This is a genomic window from Pseudomonas sp. KH_050 (assembly GCF_057838875.1).
Genome location: NZ_CM174478.1, coordinates 6,420,914 through 6,437,906 on the forward strand (window position 1 = coordinate 6,420,914; position 16,993 = coordinate 6,437,906).

General features: G+C 59.7%; 18 protein-coding genes and 1 pseudogene. 6 read left to right on the top strand and 13 right to left on the bottom strand.

Going from position 1 to position 16,993, the window contains the following annotated elements:
- Window positions 1-50 precede the first annotated feature (50 nt).
- Complete coding sequence (locus AC3IUA_RS29565) at window positions 51-515, top strand: TIGR02444 family protein (protein ID WP_489358313.1); 465 nt, start codon at window positions 51-53, stop codon at window positions 513-515.
- Here the strand turns inward: AC3IUA_RS29565 and AC3IUA_RS29570 are convergent.
- Entirely contained in the window at window positions 512-1,609 is a 1,098-nt protein-coding gene (locus tag AC3IUA_RS29570; RefSeq protein WP_489358314.1) for an AlgP family protein, read from the bottom strand. The genes AC3IUA_RS29565 and AC3IUA_RS29570 overlap by 4 nt on opposite strands.
- A 192-nt stretch (window positions 1,610-1,801) precedes the next feature.
- Here AC3IUA_RS29570 and AC3IUA_RS29575 point away from each other — a divergent pair, with 192 nt between their 5' ends.
- Complete coding sequence (locus AC3IUA_RS29575) at window positions 1,802-2,467, top strand: FKBP-type peptidyl-prolyl cis-trans isomerase (protein ID WP_489358315.1); 666 nt, start codon at window positions 1,802-1,804, stop codon at window positions 2,465-2,467.
- A 73-nt stretch (window positions 2,468-2,540) separates the two neighbouring features.
- Here AC3IUA_RS29575 and rsd read toward each other — a convergent pair whose 3' ends face one another.
- The 8 genes and pseudogenes from rsd to AC3IUA_RS29615 all read right to left on the bottom strand — a co-directional run.
- The gene (gene rsd / locus AC3IUA_RS29580) at window positions 2,541-2,999 is read right to left on the bottom strand and encodes a sigma D regulator (RefSeq protein WP_489358316.1); all 459 of its coding nucleotides are present in this window, start codon (window positions 2,997-2,999) and stop codon (window positions 2,541-2,543) included.
- 204 nt (window positions 3,000-3,203) lie between these two features.
- Complete coding sequence (locus tag AC3IUA_RS29585; RefSeq protein ID WP_489358317.1) at window positions 3,204-3,725, bottom strand: disulfide bond formation protein B; 522 nt, start codon at window positions 3,723-3,725, stop codon at window positions 3,204-3,206.
- Window positions 3,726-3,962: 237 nt separating this feature from the next.
- The gene (locus tag AC3IUA_RS29590) at window positions 3,963-5,201 is read right to left on the bottom strand and encodes a heme biosynthesis protein HemY (protein WP_489358318.1); all 1,239 of its coding nucleotides are present in this window, start codon (window positions 5,199-5,201) and stop codon (window positions 3,963-3,965) included.
- Window positions 5,198-6,337: a uroporphyrinogen-III C-methyltransferase gene (locus AC3IUA_RS29595; protein WP_489358319.1), complete on the bottom strand. Its 1,140-nt coding sequence runs from the start codon at window positions 6,335-6,337 to the stop codon at window positions 5,198-5,200. The genes AC3IUA_RS29590 and AC3IUA_RS29595 overlap by 4 nt, the downstream gene beginning before the upstream one ends.
- Window positions 6,338-6,353: 16 nt before the next feature.
- The gene (locus AC3IUA_RS29600; RefSeq protein ID WP_489358320.1) at window positions 6,354-7,121 is read right to left on the bottom strand and encodes a uroporphyrinogen-III synthase; all 768 of its coding nucleotides are present in this window, start codon (window positions 7,119-7,121) and stop codon (window positions 6,354-6,356) included.
- Window positions 7,118-8,059 (bottom strand): hydroxymethylbilane synthase, encoded by a 942-nt coding sequence (gene hemC, locus AC3IUA_RS29605; RefSeq protein WP_489358321.1) that lies wholly within the window; start codon window positions 8,057-8,059, stop codon window positions 7,118-7,120. Before hemC ends, AC3IUA_RS29600 begins: the two co-directional genes overlap by 4 nt.
- Before the next feature lie 137 nt (window positions 8,060-8,196).
- Complete coding sequence (locus tag AC3IUA_RS29610) at window positions 8,197-8,943, bottom strand: LytR/AlgR family response regulator transcription factor (RefSeq protein ID WP_489358322.1); 747 nt, start codon at window positions 8,941-8,943, stop codon at window positions 8,197-8,199.
- A pseudogene (locus AC3IUA_RS29615) lies at window positions 8,940-9,392 on the bottom strand (sensor histidine kinase); the annotation flags it as partial. The pseudogene AC3IUA_RS29615 and the gene AC3IUA_RS29610, both read right to left, overlap by 4 nt.
- Before the next feature lie 183 nt (window positions 9,393-9,575).
- Between AC3IUA_RS29615 and argH the strand changes: the two are divergent.
- Entirely contained in the window at window positions 9,576-10,970 is a 1,395-nt protein-coding gene (argH, locus tag AC3IUA_RS29620) for an argininosuccinate lyase (protein WP_489358323.1), read from the top strand.
- A gap of 135 nt (window positions 10,971-11,105) precedes the next feature.
- Here the strand turns inward: argH and AC3IUA_RS29625 are convergent, their stop codons facing one another.
- Window positions 11,106-11,765 (bottom strand): glutathione S-transferase family protein, encoded by a 660-nt coding sequence (locus AC3IUA_RS29625; RefSeq protein WP_489358324.1) that lies wholly within the window; start codon window positions 11,763-11,765, stop codon window positions 11,106-11,108.
- Window positions 11,766-11,889: 124 nt separating this feature from the next.
- On the opposite strand from AC3IUA_RS29625, the gene AC3IUA_RS29630 reads away from it, so the two are divergent.
- The 3 genes from AC3IUA_RS29630 (at window position 11,890) to AC3IUA_RS29640 (ending at window position 15,679) form a co-directional block, all read left to right on the top strand.
- On the top strand, window positions 11,890-12,174 hold the full coding sequence (locus AC3IUA_RS29630) for a hypothetical protein (protein ID WP_150807552.1): 285 nt from the start codon (window positions 11,890-11,892) through the stop codon (window positions 12,172-12,174).
- Window positions 12,175-12,402: 228 nt separating this feature from the next.
- On the top strand, window positions 12,403-12,648 hold the full coding sequence (locus AC3IUA_RS29635; protein WP_489358325.1) for a TIGR02647 family protein: 246 nt from the start codon (window positions 12,403-12,405) through the stop codon (window positions 12,646-12,648).
- A 181-nt stretch (window positions 12,649-12,829) separates the two neighbouring features.
- Window positions 12,830-15,679, top strand: a complete 2,850-nt coding sequence (locus AC3IUA_RS29640) for a class I adenylate cyclase (RefSeq protein ID WP_489358326.1) — start codon at window positions 12,830-12,832, stop codon at window positions 15,677-15,679.
- Between the two features lie 6 nt (window positions 15,680-15,685).
- Here AC3IUA_RS29640 and rnk read toward each other — a convergent pair whose 3' ends face one another.
- The 3 genes from rnk to cyaY all read right to left on the bottom strand — a co-directional run bounded on the left by rnk (window position 15,686) and on the right by cyaY (window position 16,817).
- On the bottom strand, window positions 15,686-16,099 hold the full coding sequence (gene rnk, locus AC3IUA_RS29645) for a nucleoside diphosphate kinase regulator (protein ID WP_489358327.1): 414 nt from the start codon (window positions 16,097-16,099) through the stop codon (window positions 15,686-15,688).
- A 156-nt stretch (window positions 16,100-16,255) separates the two neighbouring features.
- On the bottom strand, window positions 16,256-16,480 hold the full coding sequence (locus AC3IUA_RS29650) for a DUF1289 domain-containing protein (RefSeq protein ID WP_489358328.1): 225 nt from the start codon (window positions 16,478-16,480) through the stop codon (window positions 16,256-16,258).
- 4 nt (window positions 16,481-16,484) lie between these two features.
- Window positions 16,485-16,817, bottom strand: coding sequence for an iron donor protein CyaY (gene cyaY / locus AC3IUA_RS29655; protein WP_150803745.1), 333 nt, complete (start codon window positions 16,815-16,817; stop codon window positions 16,485-16,487).
- Window positions 16,818-16,993 lie beyond the last annotated feature (176 nt).

The following is a 16,993-nucleotide window of genomic DNA, read 5'->3' on the forward strand; positions in this document are numbered from 1 at the left end:
AATGGCGGCGGAGTCTACCAGCTTCGCTCGCAACTGGCGCGAGTAGGAATATGTCCTCTGACCTGTGGAGCTCTACCCTGACGACCTACGCTCGACCCGGTGTCGAACGGGCCTGCCTGGAACTGCAGAGTGCGGGCGTCAATGTCTGCCTGCTGTTGTGCGCGGTCTGGCTTGGCCAGCGTGGCGTGGCCTGTAATGCCCAGCGCCTGCAGCAACTGCAGCAGGTGGCCGGCCCCTGGCATGACGATGTCGTGCAACCCCTGCGGCAACTGCGCAAGCAATGGCGTTCGGCGGCCCTTGAGGATGCACAACTGGCTATTCTGCGCGAACAGGTCAAGGCGCTGGAGCTCGAAGCGGAGCGACAGCTGTTATTGCGGCTGGAGACGACGGCACGAGACTGGCCAGAAGAGGGGGTAAAGGATTTACCAGCCTGGCTGGAAGGAGTGGCGGTGCAAGCTGCCACCCTGAACCGCGACGCGCTGAATGAACTGCACGTCGCGGTAACCGGAGCTTAGGAAGCGCTGGTTGGGGTGGTGCTGCTCGCAGAGGCTGCTGGCGTTGTTACTGAAGACGCTGCAGGCGTGCTCGCAGTCGGTGCCGGCGATGCTACTGGCGCTGGAGTCGCAGGCTTGGCCGCGACAACAGCCGCTGCTGGTTTAGCGACGGCAGCCGGCTTTTTCACGGCGGGTTTGGCTGCCGGCCTGGCAGCAGATTTGACTGCGGGTTTCGCTGCGGCCGGTTTGGCGGCTGCCGAAGTAGCCGGTTTGGCTGCAGCAGGTTTCGCTGCCGGTTTTGCTGCGGCTTTGGCAGGTGCTTTAGCGGCAACTGATTTCGCCGCGGCAGGTTTGGCCGCTGGTTTTGCAGCAGCGGTTTTAGCTGCGGCAGGTTTGGCTGCTGGCTTGGCCGTCGCAGGTTTCGCGGCAGCAGTTCTGGCTGCTGGTTTGGCAGCCGTCGCTTTCGCCGCTGCGGGTTTGGCAGCAGCAGTTTTAGCAGCAGGCTTGGCCGCCGGTTTTGCAGCGGCGGGTTTGGCAGCAGTGGATTTAGCGGCGGGCTTGGCAGCGCTGGCAGCGACTGGTTTTTTCACCGCCGGGTTTGCAGCGGGTTTGCCAGCTGCTTTGACTGGAGCCTTGGCAGCTGGTTTGGCCGGCGCTTTGGCAGCAACCGGTTTGGCCGCGGGCGTTTTCGCCGGGGCAGCAGCAGGTTTGGCGGAACGCAGAGTCAGCACTTTGCCGACAGCTTCTTTCACTCGACCAACACCTTGCGCCAGTTTCAGGCTTTCCTGGGCATCGCGCTTAAGTTGAAGAATGTAGCTGCGGGTTTCGGATTGACGATCCTTGAGTGCATCAAGCAGCTCTTCAAGTTCCTTCACTGCGTCCTTGGCTTTGGCTTGTGCCTTGGCTTTGCCGGCCGATGCAGCGTCCTGCAATTTGGTACGTGACTTGTGCAGTTTTTCTTGCGCTTTTCCGCGTTGTTTTTCCAGCTTGGCGAGCAGTTTTTCAGCATCAGCCAAGGCTTGGGAGCAGGCGTTTTCCAAATGCTCGAGCAAGCTGCCCGAGAGCTGTTGGAGTAAATGCAACGGAGTATTTACAGGCTTCTTATTGGCCGACATGGTTTACCTCCTGGCTTACGTTATTGCGGCTCATACTAGACCTCTGCTGCTACCGCCGCTAGGGCATGTTGACAGTATCGAAAGCTCTACGTTGCAGTAGATTGAAAATGTTCTTCGTGGCGCTGAAATCAGCGCAGCCACCAACGCATTCGCACTGGCATAATCCCTCGCATCTCAGGCCGGAGCGTGCCCATGTCGCGTTATCTTTTTTTATCGTTGTGGCTGTTTTTTTCCTTGGTTCAAGCCGCTGAAAAATCCACGGAAAATGACTCCCGCGAGCTCGCTTACAGCCTTGGCGCCAGCCTCGGCGAACGCTTGCGCCAGGAGATTCCCGATCTGCAAATTCAAGCGTTGCTGGAAGGTTTGCAACAGGCTTATCAAGGCAAGCCGCTGGCACTCAAAGATGAACGAATCGAACAGATTCTTGCCCAGCATGAGAAGCGGGCCGCAGAGAAATCCACACGGCCGCACAGTGAGATTGCCCTCGAAACGGAGAGCCGTTTTCTTTTAGCTGAAAAAGCCAGGCCAGGCGTTCGTGAATTGGCGGATGGAATACTGCTGACCGAACTGACTCCAGGCACCGGTCCAAAGGCGGGCCCGAATGGCAACGTCCAGGTTCGCTACATCGGTCGTCTGCCCGATGGCACGGTGTTCGATCAGAACGATCAGGCGCAGTGGTTTCGCCTCGACAGTGTGATCAATGGATGGCGCAGCGCATTGCCGCAAATGCCCACCGGTGCGAAGTGGCGGCTGGTCATTCCTTCGGTTCAGGCGTACGGCGCCGACGGCGCGGGTGACTTGATTGCGCCCTACACTCCACTGGTGTTCGAAATTGAGTTGCTCGGCGTCGCTGGCTGAGTCAAGGCCCAAACAAAAAAACGGCGCGCATGGCGCACCGTTTTTTGATGATCTTTTTCGCGTAAGCGAATACTCAGGCTTGAGCCGGAGCCTCTTCTTTGTGAGCCGTGTGCAGCACTTCGATCAGGCAATCTTCCAGCTCGAAGCGTTCGTGCAACAGACCGCCCAACTCTTTGAATTTTTCCGCGGCACACTTTCCAGCGTCACAGAGATCGTTGAACGCCAGCAGCTTCTCGGTGATCACATCAATACGCGGGTAAATCGTCTCGGCCAACTCCAGCCCACGGGTGTCGCCAAAAGCCTTGGCTTCGCCGGTCAGCTGTTCGTAGATTTCGAAATGCCCGGCCGAAACGTAATCAACCAGGACCCCGCAGAATTCCTGCAATGGCTTTCGGTTCTCGCCCAGCGCTTCTGGCTTGGCGCCGAGAGCATCATAGGCCCGAACCAGTTCGTGACGCTCCTGCAACCAGCGATCGATCAGCAGATGCACTCCACCCCAGCGTTCCTGAGCATTCTGACAACTTTCGAGCATGGTCTCTCTTCCCTTATGGGTCGTGCCGCCCTACACCCGCCGCAAGACTTGAATGATCAAGATTCGGCCAAGCAGGACGCCACTGAGCAACATAATTCCAATAACACGTGCGGGCCAGATTATGCCCGCGCGACAACTGCATCAAGGTACGCAGGCGATAAAGTTCATACAAGCGTTTAATCTCCAAGGATCGCCGAGCCACAATCATCCTTTATCAGCTATCCAGCAGGTTGAGCGCAGGAGCCGCAGCATCTGATAAATGCCCAGGCTGATCATCCCGACGAAAAACAGCAGGCTCCACTCGGGGATGCTCATATCGAACAACGTCCATGAAATTCGTGTGCATTCGGCACTTCCCTGGAAGACCTGTGTCAACGCACAACGCCAGGACATCGTGCTCAGCAGGTACTCCACGCCAGGCGAACATGCCAGCCAGCGTTCCGCAGGCTCATTTTGCAACAGCACATGGCGCCATGCAGTGACCATCCCGGCCAGACAACTGACAATGCTCAACAGCCAATACACATAACAACCCGTGCGTTTTGGCCCATGCACGGTTGCGATCAGGCAAACCGCCGTGAACAGGATCAAAAAGAACCGCTGCACCGTACACAAGGAGCAGGGTTCGAGCCCGACCACATATTCCAGATACAGCGAGGCGCCCAAGGCCAGAGCACCTGCGGTAAACGCCAAGAAGAACAAGGAGCGTGAGCGGGCCAAAAACATGGCTTATCCGTAACAGAAGAGACAGGCAGTTACGGTAGAGGAAAGCGCGCAACCCTTACAAGGCGGGCCTTAGCGGACACTTCCTCAATGCTGTAGGGAATTGCCGACAGGAACAAGAGGATAAAATGTAGTCCCGCGTAGGACGCAGGACTGAGGGACACAATGCGCGGAAAACTCCGGCACTCCTGAAGTGGCCGGCCCCACCCTGACAGGAGAGCCAGCCATTCACAGTTCTGCTTACACGCGAGCCGGTACGGGCAGAGGCGAGGCCAGCAAGCGCTCGTCCAACAACCCCAGGCCTTCCTGAAACAGCTGATTGCTGCGCTCGGTATCACCCAATTGGGCTAGCAAGCGCGCGAGCTCGGCGCAAGCTTCCGGATTACGCTGTACTCGCAAGCTGCTCTCCAGATAGTCCTTTGCCTTGCCCCACAGGCTACTCTGCAAACACAGACGCCCCAAGGTCAGCAGCAGGCTGGGATCCACCGGATGATCTTTCAACCAACCCTCGGCGAGGTGCAATTGCCGCGAGGGATCACTGCCACGAAGTAACCCGTAAAGCCGGACCAGATGACTGTCGTATTGGCGTTTGAGGGCAACGCGCAGGACCTCCTCAGCCTCGACCTCGGCACCCAGTTGCCGCAGTTGCTCGGCATAGGCCAGCACCAATTGCGGTTCCTGGCGCTGAGCGGAAGTGAGTTGCTGCCAGGCCCGATTGAGCGATTGCAAACCCGCCGTGTCGTCCTCTTCCCGTCGAGCCGCCAATGTGAGGTTTTCACCCCAGGCCCTGCGTTCCAGTTCGATGAGCTCGCCGGGAGGCAGCACCTTGTCCTTGCGCAATTCCGGCAGCAGACGGATCACCGACGACCAATCGCCGCGCTGCTGATGCAGGCGCTGCAACTGGCGCAGGACCTGAACACTGCGCGGATGACGCTCATGCATGGTTTCCAGCGTGACCAGTGCGCCGTCGGTATCACCGCGATCGATCTGCAACTGGGCGTGACTCAAGGCGATCGCCAACTCGGCCTGAGGCTGACGCTCAAGGGCCCGTTCCAGCAAGTTGTCGCATTCTTCGTAAAGCCCCTGTTCGTTCGCCGCCCGCGCAGCGCCCAGGTAATACAGCAACGGTTGGCGCTCGGCTTCGGCAGCCCGCTGCAGGTGGCGCTGCGCGCTGGCCCAACGACCTTCGGCGAGGTCCAGCTGGCCGTGCTCGATCGCCACTTGTACCCGGCGACTGCGGTTGCGTCGCGACCAGGGATTGACCACGCCACCGGAGGTCGTCAGCAGCTCGATCAGCAACTTCACCCCCCAGCCCACCAGCCAGATGATCGCCAGCAGTGCCAGGGTCGCCCACAGGCTCGACTCATAACGAAAGCTCTTGTAGGCGATCAGCACATAGCCGGCGTGCTCGGCGATGGCCAGCCCCAGCAACGCTGCGGCGGCAATGACCAGGAACAGGATCACGTAGAGGCGTTTCATGGGCTGGTCTCCTGCGCTGCATTCGCGGCAGGTTTGGCAGAGGTATTCACCGGTTCCTCGACACTCGGGTTCCGACGTTCCAGATAGGCCTGGACAGCGCTCAAGGTCGTCGTCAGATCAGGGGTAATCACCGTAACCGGTTGCTTGCTCAGTTCGCCGACCCGCTCCAGCATCAATTTGCTTTGCGGGTTGTCCTGATTGAAGTTGCTTTTGAGAACATCCCGCGCCTCGGCCAAGGCCTGGGTATACACCGCCGCCTGCCCATTGAGCGCAGCCCATTGCGCCTGTTCGAGCGCCAGGCTGAGTGCCAGCCGGACTTGAATCAGGCTCTGCCCCGCCAGTAATGGCCGGATATTCTTGTCGGCATTGAAGTCGATGCGGATGTACCGCGAGATTTCATCCCACCACTGCGCCCAGCGACTGGCACCGTCGCCATCGGCCGTCAGACCCAGCAGCGACTCGCCACGGTCCTGATATTCAGGCGCCAGCGCGCTGAGTTCGACCACCTGATCGCGCAAGGCCCCCAGTTGCAGGAATAGCCCGGTACGGTCCGGCTGCTCGGTACTGCGCAGCGCCGCCAGGCTTTTTGCCAACTGCTCGCGAGCGGCGAAGGATGCAGGGTCATTCTGTTCGCGGAGGATCTCATCGGCGCCTTGCACCAGGGCCTGGGCGCTGCTGATGTCCTGCAACGCCGACAGACGCAGGCTGGCCAGACGCAGCAGGTGTTCGGCTTCGGCCAGGCGCCAGTCCTTGCGGCTGGCGCCCAGCACGGCTTCGAGTCGCTGATTCAAGCGTTGCTGATCACCTTGCAACTGCGCCACCAGACGCCGCCGATCTTCCAGCTCCTCGGCGGCCGGCAATTGCTCCAGTCGCGCCGTCAGTCGTTGCTCGTTGAGCTTGAGGGTCTGGGCTTGATCACCCAGTGCTTGCAACTGCCCCAGCTGTTGCTGGTTATTGGTTTGCAGGCTGCGAACCTGCCAGACCCCCCAACCGCCAACAGCGACACCCGCCGCTCCCAGCAACAAGGCCAGAATCACCAACCCATTGCCCCGGCGTTGCGGGGTGGTGGTCGCAGGCTCAGCCGGCGCTTCAAACGCTGGCTGGACTTCATCTTTAGGCAAGGTTGTTTCGCTCACGTATCCATCCTTTGCGTTAGAGAACGGGCACGGGGTGCTCCCGTAACGCCGTCAGCAAAGCCGCGGCACTGGCGCCGCGACAATCCACAACTGTTTGGGCGCCGGCAGCACGCGCCATCTCGGCGACCCGAGGGCTTGGTACAAACAACGGCAACCGCGCCAACTCGGGCCAGGCCGTGCCTGCCAATTGATGCAGGTGCTCAAACCCCTGCCCACTGCTGACCACCAGCCCGTTCAAGCGTTGCGCGGCAATCCGCGCAGGCAGGTCCGCTGATGCATACTGCGGCAGGCAGCGACGGTAGAGTTCCAGATAATCGACACTAGCACCTTGCTCGCGTAAACGCTCCGCCAGCAGCTCCCGCCCGCCTTCACCGCGCATGATCAATACCCGTGCGTCTGGCTGCGCGATAGCCTCGTGTAACTGTGGCAGTTCAAGCAAGGCTTCGCTGTCATCGCCCGCCTGGGGGTTGCTCACATCAAGACCGTAATCGGCGAGAATCTGTGCGGTGGCTGCGCCCACACTGAACCAGCGCTGGATCGGCGGCTGCGGCCAATACTGGCCGAGCAGATCCACACCCAGGCGGGCAGCAGGTTTGCTGACCACAATCACCGCACAGTAGCGATCCAGCTCGAGAATCATCGCGCGCTGAGTCCCGCAAACCGGTAGCGCTTCGATTTCCAGCAACGGCAGACTGCTACTGAAAACGCCCACCTCAGCCAGGACCGTGGCCAGCGCTGCCGACTCCTCCGTCGGCCGAGTCAGCAGCAGACGCCAGCCCTTCACTCTTCGCCGGCCTCGCCGTAGACCCTTTGCAGTATTGCATCGGCCCCTTGAGCCAGCAGGTCTTCAGCCACTTGCACACCCAGTGCCGCCGCTGCGCTTTGTGGACCTCGGGCCTCGGCGCTCAGCAACAAGCTACCATCTGGATCTCCGACCAGGCCGCGCAACCAGATCTGCTCGCCTTCCAGCACCGCATAGCAGGCGATCGGAACCTGGCAGCCGCCATTCAAGTGCTTGTTCAGCGCACGCTCGGCAGTGACCCGAGTGGCAGTGTCCTGATGGTGCAGAGGCGCGAGCAAGGCATGAATCCCGGTGTCGGCGCTACGGCATTCGATACCGACTGCGCCCTGGCCGCCTGCCGGCAGACTGTCGTCGACACTGATCGAGGAGCTGATGCGATCTTCGAAGCCCAGGCGAATCAAGCCGGCGGCCGCCAGAATGATTGCGTCGTACTCGCCGGCATCCAGCTTCGCCAGACGGGTATTGACGTTGCCGCGCAGGAAGCGGATCTGCAGATCCGGACGGCGGGTCAGCAACTGAGCCTGGCGACGCAGGCTGGAGGTACCGACCACACTGCCCTTGGGCAGGTCATCGAGACTGGCGTAGGTATTGGAGACGAAAGCATCGCGCGGGTCTTCGCGCTCGCAGATGCAGAACAGACCGAGCCCTTCGGGGAAGTCCATCGGCACGTCTTTCATCGAATGCACGGCAATGTCGGCCTGGTCTTCAATCAGAGCGGTTTCCAGCTCTTTGACGAACAGGCCCTTGCCACCGATTTTCGACAGTGGAGAGTCAAGCAGCTTATCGCCACGGCTGACCATGGGCACCAACGTCACGACCAGGCCGGGATGGGCTTCTTCCAGGCGGGCTTTGACGAATTCGGCCTGCCACAAGGCCAGGGCACTTTTGCGGGTAGCGATGCGAATTTCGCGAGGGGACATGGATCAATCCGTACTGAATAGATACGGGATATAATAACAGCTCAGCCAAATCAGCTTTGACTTGAATCAGAAAGTGCGTGGCCTCCCTGGCCTTGCATACTTGGCACCGGCAGCTAAATCCGCGTGCAGGCGCCGGACTAAAGCTGCTGCATCATTTTGCGTACGCCGGCCACATGACGTCGGCTGACAATCAGCGCATCGCCGTTGAGACCTTTTAGAAACAGCTGGAAATGCCCCAGCGGCGTACGCTGCAGGCGCTCGATACGCTCGCGGGCCACCAGGGCATTGCGATGGATGCGCACAAAGCGGTCGCCGAATTCATCTTCGAGCGCCTTGAGCGGTTCGTCCAGCAGGACTTCGCCGCCCTCATGGCGCAACGTCACGTATTTGTGATCGGCAATGAAATAGACCACCTGATCCAGGGGAATCAATTCGATGCCTTTACGGGTTCGCGCGCTGATATGGCTGCGCGGACCATTGCCACTTTCCGCTGCCGGACGGGTCAGGGCAGCGAGCTGGATACGGTTGGGGCGTTCGGCCTTTTTCAGCGCTTCAATCAATTGCTCGGCGCGTACTGGCTTGATAAGGAAGCCCACTTCGCTGACCTGCAACGCTTCCAGGGCAAATTCGTCATGGGCGGTGCAAAACACCACTGCTGGCGGTGCCTCGCGTTCACACAATCGAGCCGCGACCTGCAAGCCGTCGAGGCCAGGCATACGAATGTCGAGCAGCACGACATCCGGCCTGAGGCTGTCAATCAGGGCCAACGCCTCTTCGCCATTGGTGGCGCTGGGCTCCAGGACATTGTATCCCTCGAGGTCGCTGACCATACGGCTCAGTCTCTCGCGGGCCAAGGGTTCGTCATCAACGATCAGGACATTCATATTGCGCTGGATTCCTGCGTGAGTCTCGCACAAGGATAGCGTAGACAGGTGACGTGACATCCGTCACGACGATCCACGCTAAGAGTAGCGCGAGGGCCAAAAAGTGCCCCGAGTCGGGAACCTATATTTACCAGTGCCTGCCAATGACTGTTCCAAGTCTGTTCTGGCGCGGCATCATTGTAGGGATTGCTGATACACAATACGCACTCCCCCCTCTTTATAGCTGGCTTGCACCCTGCTCACATCGCCAACGATTCGCGGCGCGACATCCTCGATCAGAGCGTTTGTAACAACGGTTGCACGGTCAGTTACCGGGCAGGCAAATCGCCTGCATTTACGCTGACCCTCTAGTGCTACTGTAGACGTTCGCCAAGACGATATTGCTCAATCGAAAAATATCGTTTCGCCAGCGCCCGCTCATAACGCCAACGCGGCAGGTTCGCAGGTCTGGTTCAGCGTCTCGGCCTCATAGGCTCCCAGTCTCTGCGCGCAGGGATTCAACGGCAAGGCGCCAGGCAACGCATGGAGAAATAAAAACCTGCCGACCAGTGTCAGCGCCAGCCCTGGCAACCCTGTTATTATCCGCGGCAACTTTTCACGCCATCTTCCTTCAGCAAATCACGAGCGAATTCATGAGCACTGACAAGACCAATCAGTCCTGGGGCGGCCGCTTCAGTGAACCCGTCGACGCCTTCGTCGCCCGCTTCACCGCCTCCGTCACTTTCGACCAGCGCCTGTATCGCCACGACATCATGGGGTCGATTGCCCACGCCACGATGCTGGCCAAGGTCGGCGTTCTGACCGATGTCGAGCGCGACAGCATCATCGACGGTCTGAAGACCATCCAGAGCGAAATCGAAGCCGGTACGTTCGATTGGCGCATCGATCTGGAAGATGTGCACATGAACATCGAAGCCCGGCTGACTGACCGCATTGGCGTCACCGGCAAAAAGCTGCACACCGGCCGCAGCCGCAACGACCAGGTAGCGACCGATATCCGCCTGTGGCTGCGCGATGAGATCGACCTGATCCTGGCGGAAATTACCCGCCTGCAAAAAGGTCTGCTGGAACAGGCCGAGCGCGAAGCCGCCACCATCATGCCTGGCTTCACTCACCTGCAAACCGCACAACCTGTGACCTTCGGCCATCATTTGCTGGCCTGGTTCGAAATGCTCAGCCGCGATTACGAGCGTCTGGTGGATTGCCGCAAGCGCACCAACCGCATGCCACTGGGCAGCGCGGCACTGGCGGGCACCACCTACCCGATCGATCGCGACCTGACTTGCGAGCTGCTGGGCTTCGACGCCGTCGGCGGCAACTCCCTGGACAGCGTTTCCGATCGTGATTTCGCCATCGAATTCTGCTCTGCGGCGAGCATCGCGATGATGCACTTGTCGCGTTTCTCCGAAGAGCTGGTGCTGTGGACCAGCGCGCAGTTCCAGTTCATCGATTTGCCTGATCGCTTCTGCACCGGCAGCTCGATCATGCCGCAAAAGAAAAACCCCGACGTGCCAGAACTGGTGCGCGGCAAGAGCGGCCGGGTGTTCGGCGCACTGATGGGCCTGCTGACCTTGATGAAAGGCCAACCTCTGGCTTACAACAAGGACAACCAGGAAGACAAGGAACCTCTGTTCGACGCCGCCGACACCCTGCGCGATTCGCTGCGGGCCTTTGCCGACATGATCCCGGCGATCAAACCCAAGCACGCCATCATGCGTGAAGCGGCGCTGCGCGGCTTCTCCACCGCCACCGACCTGGCCGACTACCTGGTGCGCCGCGGCCTGCCGTTCCGTGACTGCCACGAAATCGTCGGCCACGCCGTGAAGTACGGTGTGGACAGTGGCAAGGACCTTGCGGAAATGAGTCTGGAAGAATTGCGCAAGTTCAGCGACCAGATCGAGCAGGACGTGTTTGCCGTGCTGACTCTGGAAGGTTCGGTCAATGCGCGCAACCACATTGGTGGTACGGCACCAACGCAGGTCAAGGCTGCAGTGGTTCGCGGCCAGGCGTTGCTCGCCAGCCGCTAAAAGCATAGCGAGCAAGCTCGCTCCCACAGGGTTCCCGGCTGGCCACAAATTTGTGATCAGCACAGGTCCAGTAGTGGGAGCGAGCGTGCTCCGGGCGGCGTTCCGACGATGATTGACTCCAAAGCGCTACAAAACCTACTTCTTACCCGCGACCATCGCCAAAAACTGTGGCATCGCCGCATCCTTTTCCGCAGCGATCCGCTGCACATTCGGATTCTGTTCCAGCAGCTCCAACAGCGCCTTGGCCTGTGGGAAATCAGCCAACAGATCGACATCGAACAGCTTCTTGCCCACAGCACGGGCCAGCGGCACGCTGTACAGAAAGTACAGATCCGCAATACTCAGCGTTTCACCCGCCACGTAAGGGGCGAACTTGCCGTGCCTGCCCAGGGAGGCAACACCCAGCAGCAACTCGGCCTTGGTCTTGTCCTTGATCGCGTCCGGCACCTTCATGCCGAAAAACGCCTCGGCGTAACAGGCGCGAGCCGGCAATTCAATGTACAGCTCGATTTCCCTGGCCAGTGCCAGCACCTGGCTGCGCTGGAACGGATCGCTCGGTAGCAGCGCCGGGCCTGGCTGGGTTTGCTCGAGGTACTCGAGGATCACACTGGTTTCATTGATGAACCCTTGCTCAACACCCAGCACCGGGACTTTTCCCCGTGGGCTGACGGCAAGTGCTTGCGGGCTTTGACCGGCATAAAACGGCACTTCTTCAAACGGCAGTCCCTTCTCCAGCAACGCCAGCTTGACCATGTTGTAGTAGTTGCTGACGGAAAATCCGTAAAGCTTGAGCATCACAAAGCCTCCAGGCCGTGTAGGGGTTGGCAGCGCCAGTTATAGAACCTCAGGTGACATCTGACCAGCAGCATCAAAACGCTGAATGCAGTTAAACTGGCCGCCTTTCCTTGAGGAGCCTGCCATGAGCGAGCCCACCGATATCGACAACGACGAAGAAGATTTCACCGAAACCACGCTGATCGAAGCGATCGAGAACCAGATCGAAAGCGACAACCCGCCAGCAGCCAAGGCAACGCTCAACAAACTGACCCTGGTCGGTTATGAGCGCGAAGAAATCCTGCAACTGATGGCCCACGTACTGGCCGTCGAAATCGATGCAATCCTCGAAGAAGACCGGCCGTTCAATACCGAGTGGTACGAGGCTGCGTTGCGGGCTCTGCCAGAACTGCCGCCAGAGAAGAAGTAACTCTCCCCTTCCTCGGACGGGCTTTAGTCAGGGTTTTGGGTTGTCAATCCAGCATTTCTCCAGACCCTGACTACACTGGTAACACCCCGCAGCCACACGACCCACGGGGTTGCCGCGACCGCCTGCTGCCCCAGGCAAAAAAAGCGCTCAGCGAACACTGGACAGCTCGCACAAGTGCGGTCACCTTAGGAGCGCTACCGTCTAATTCCTAGAAAGTCTGGAGTCCTTATGTCGCTTACCCCTGAGTTGGTTGCCGAACTGGAAATCCTTGCACTCTTCAACCTGGACAGTTCCCAGGAAGGCCTGAAAATCCATCAGACCGCTGCCCCGAAAGCCATTGCTGCCGCACAGCGGCTGTTCGACAAAGAACTGATCACCCAGGTCGATGGTGGTTATCTGACCAGCCTGGGCCGGGACGCCGCGCAGCAAGTGCAAACCTTGCTGACTATCCTGACCGTTCAAGAAACCGCATAAGCACCCGCGCATTGCCCACGGAATCCCCTTTGATGGATTCCGCGGGCACACTTCGCCACGCCGATAAAAATTTGACGTCAAAAACAAAATTCGGCTTAAAGGTCCAGACCTCGAGGCTGTAAACTGCTTACCGCCCTGAGACCTTCCACGTTCGAGCTTCGCGAGCCGGTTTGAGTTTGCAATGACCCGCACCCATGAAATCCGCCCTGATCTGGATGAAGGAATCGATCGCAAGGTTCTGGTTCAGCTGCGCGCTCGTTTTCTGAAGCTCAACGAGGGCCGCATGGCCCGAGCCATGGAAGGGTTGTCGCCACGCCAGCAAGTGGTGTTGACCTTGTTGCCGCTGTTCTTTCACGTCAACCATCCGCTGTTGCCGGGCTATGTTTCAGGCAGCACGCCGGCCGGGCTGTCGAATTTCGAGCCCGACGGTCAGGCCCTCGCCGAAGCCCAGCGCCTGACCCGCTCCTTTTCCTACAAAGCTCGCCACGGCAATGCGCCGCGGCCGATCCATGGGCTGTTTCTGATGGGCAGCCTGGGCACTCTGGCCCAGGCCGACCAAAGCGACATGGATGTGTGGGTCTGCCACGCACCGGACCTGAGCGAGAGCGAACTCGCCGAACTGCGCAAGAAATGCCAGCTGCTGGAAGCCTGGGCCGCGGGCCAGGGCGCCGAGGCACACTTCTTTCTGATCGACACGAGCCGCTTCGTGCGGGGCGAACGCGATACCCAGTTGAGCTCGGAGGACTGCGGCACGACCCAACACTACTTGCTCCTGGATGAGTTCTACCGCACCGCCATCTGGCTGGCCGGACGCACCCCGCTGTGGTGGCTGGTGCCGGTGTACGAAGAGGCGCGTTACGACCAGTACACCCATACACTGCTGTCAAAACGCTTTATCCGCGCCGATGAAACCCTTGATCTTGGCCACTTGGCGCACATCCCGCCCGGCGAATTCATTGGTGCCGGGCTCTGGCAGTTGTACAAAGGTATCGAGTCGCCCTACAAGTCGGTGCTCAAGTTGTTGCTGACCGAGGTCTATGCCAGCGAACACCCGCAGGTCCAATGCCTGAGCCTGCGCTTCAAGCAGGCGGTGTTCGCCAATCACCTCGATCTGGATGAGCTGGACCCCTATATCGTGGTCTATCGGCGTATCGAGGAATACCTCAAGGCTCGCGGCGAGCCGGAACGCCTGGAACTGGTACGCCGTAGCCTGTACCTGAAGGTCAACCGCAAGCTCACCGGCAACCCCATCCAGCGCAACAACAACTGGCAGCGGCTGTTGCTTGAGCGTCTGGCCCACGAATGGGGCTGGGATCAACGCCAACTGGCGATGCTCGACAGCCGCAGCCAATGGAAAGTCCGCCAGGTCAATGCCGAGCGCCGGGCCCTGGTTAACGAATTGAACTACAGCTATCGCTTCCTGACTCAGTTCGCCCGCACCGAGCAAACCGCCAGCCTGATCACCAAGCGAGATATCAATGTGCTCGGACGACGCCTGTATGCGGCCTTCGAGCGCAAGGCCGACAAGATCGAGTTCATCAACCCCGGCATCGCCCCGGACTTGGCCGAAGACACCCTGACGCTGGTGCAGTCGCCCAATCGCCAGGAGCCAGGACAAGTCCACTGGTGCCTGTACAACGGCAGCCTGAACGCTCTTGAGTGGGAGCATTTCGCGCCGATCAAGCGCAACCGTGGGTTGTTGGAATTATTGACCTGGTGTCATCGCAACGGCGTGATCGACAGCAGCACCCGCCTCGCCCTGCACCCTGGCAGCAGCGATTTGAGCGAGTTCGAACTGTTCAACCTGCTGGGCAGCCTGCAGCAGACCATTGCCTTGCCGCTGACCTGTGTCGGCGAGGTACAGTTGCTGCAGGCCAGTGTGCCGAGCGAAGTGCTGATTCTGGTGAATGTCGGGATCGATCCGCTCAAACACCATCGCGACCTGAATATCCTGATGACCACCGAGCGCACGGACTCATTGAGCTACGCCGGGGTCCGGGAGAATCTGGTGCTGACCCTCGACCAGGTCACGCTCAACAGCTGGAACGAGGTATTGGTCAGCCGCTACGACGGCGCGCACGCGCTGCTCGATTGCCTGCGCGACTACCTCAACAATCTGCCGAGCGAAGCACAGCAGCCCCGCTTGCGGGTTCGTTGCTTTAGCCATAACCGCGCCCAATTCATTGCCCGGCGAGTGGAAGAGATCTTCGATACCGCGCAGAACCTGCTGCTCGGCAAGCTCAACCATCGTTACCTGTTTCAGGTCCAGCAGCACTATCACGTGCTGGAACTGGTCCCGGGCCAAGTCAATCATGTGGCTCTGGACAACCTGCCAGCGCTGCTCGACTACCTTGGCGAAGAGCAGCCACGTTACAGCCCGCTGCACCTCGATCCGATGGCTTTGGAGGAGCACGATCTGGCGCTGATCCTGCCCATGGGACTGGCGGAATGCATCCAGGTGTTCTTCCGGATCAACGAGGCCCAGGCCGATCTGTATGTGCTGGATGAGTGCAACGCCCTGTGGCAGCAACGCGTGCCCTATCACGATGAGCAGAGCCTGCTGGTGCCACTGCAGCGCTTCCTGCAATCGATTGTGTTTCGTCGCGATGCACTGTTGCCGCTGGATGCCGCCCGGCCCATGGCGACCCTGGAGACCCTGTATTACCAGCTGTTGCCATCCGGAACCGGGCGTGCTCGACGGGTCGAACCGCGCCCTGCCCCACAAACGCTGGCGAACAAACCTTTTTATGAAGTCCAGGCGATTATCGGCAAAGCCGTGCATGGGCAGGTGCAGGTCACCCTGTATTGCGATCAGCGAGAGTTTTGCGAACTGGAGTACGGCGACCAGCTGTTCAGCGTGGTCGCCAAGGAAATCCTCGGGCAGCGCCGCGAGGCGCAACGCTACCGTTGCTACATCACCGACCTGGACCTGTCGGGCCTGCTCGGTGATGTGCAAAGCCCAAGCAATCTTTACCTGCGATACAAAGCGGACCTGGAACGTGCGCTCAACGAGGCGCTCGATCAGGCCTGAGGCAAGTCAGAACGTGCAGGGGCCGCCATCCTTGGGCTGGAACTCGACCTCAAGCAGCTTCAACTTGAGGGTTTTGCCGCCCGGAGCCGGCCAGTCGATATGTTGACCCGCCTGCAAACCGAGCAGCGCGCTGCCGACCGGCGCGAGAATCGAGATCTTGCCTTTGTCGGCATCAGCATCCTGTGGATAAACCAGGGTCAGGTGGTAGTCCTTGCCACTGCTTTCTTCACGGCAGTGCACACGCGAATTCATGGTAACGACATCCGCTGGGACTTCATCGTGACCAACCAGGGTTTCAGCGCGATCCAGTTCGGCTTGCAGCGCGATGACGCCCGGCAGCGAGTCGTCCAGGCTATCGATCAGGCGCTCGAGACGTTGCACGTCCAGGCGGGTAAGGATGATGGAAGGTGCGGTGCTCATGATCCAGGCAGACTCCTTTTTTCTGCACAAAAAAAGCAAAACCCCGCCAGAAAAAGGCGGGGTTTTCACGGGCCTCGATGAGTTGAGGCGTATCCGGACACTATCACAGCTCAATAAATATACAAGCGGGGCACAAATAGCTGCTGGCGCGCTTTGTTACGGGTGGCTCGTGGCTTTGCGTTGCGCGGCCTGCGCGCAAATCACCCGGCGCCGTTCGTCGTCGGCCGAACGCCACTCGCGGATGTCTTCGACATGGCGAAAGCACCCCAAGCAGACTTTCTGCTCATCCAGACGGCAGACGCTGGTACACGGCGAAGGCACGGCCGGGCTGACGTTGCTGTACAGCGGCTTGGCCGCACGCACTGGAGCAGGCTGCGTCACGACCTCAGAGACCTTCGAAATCAAGTTCCACATCGGCCTGCTCAAGCACGATGCGCTCCAGCATTTCACCCAGCTGCTCTTCGCTTTTGTCGCACATCCAGCGTTCGCTCTCTTCGTCATAGTCGAAGTGAAAACCACCGGAACGGGCGGCCAGCCACAGCTGACGCAAGGGCTCCTGGCGGCTGAAGATCACCTGGCTGCCGTTTTCGAACTTGACGGTGAGCACACCGGCCGAGCTCTCAAGATCCACATCCAGTTCACTCTCATCGAAAATATCCTCCAGCGTCTGTTGGGTGGCATCGACCAGATCGTGGAAGCGGGCTTCAGTCAAACTCATTGCGAGAACCTCAAAAAGTGTCTACTTACGCTCAAGCGCCGCAAGATACGGGCGCATCCGAACGAATGCAAAGGATACTGATCAAGCGCCCGGCACTGGCATAAATTATCCGCCGAGGCACGTCAAACCCCCGCCGGACGGCCAGCCGCCCACATAGGCAAGCTGTCGGGTGGCCG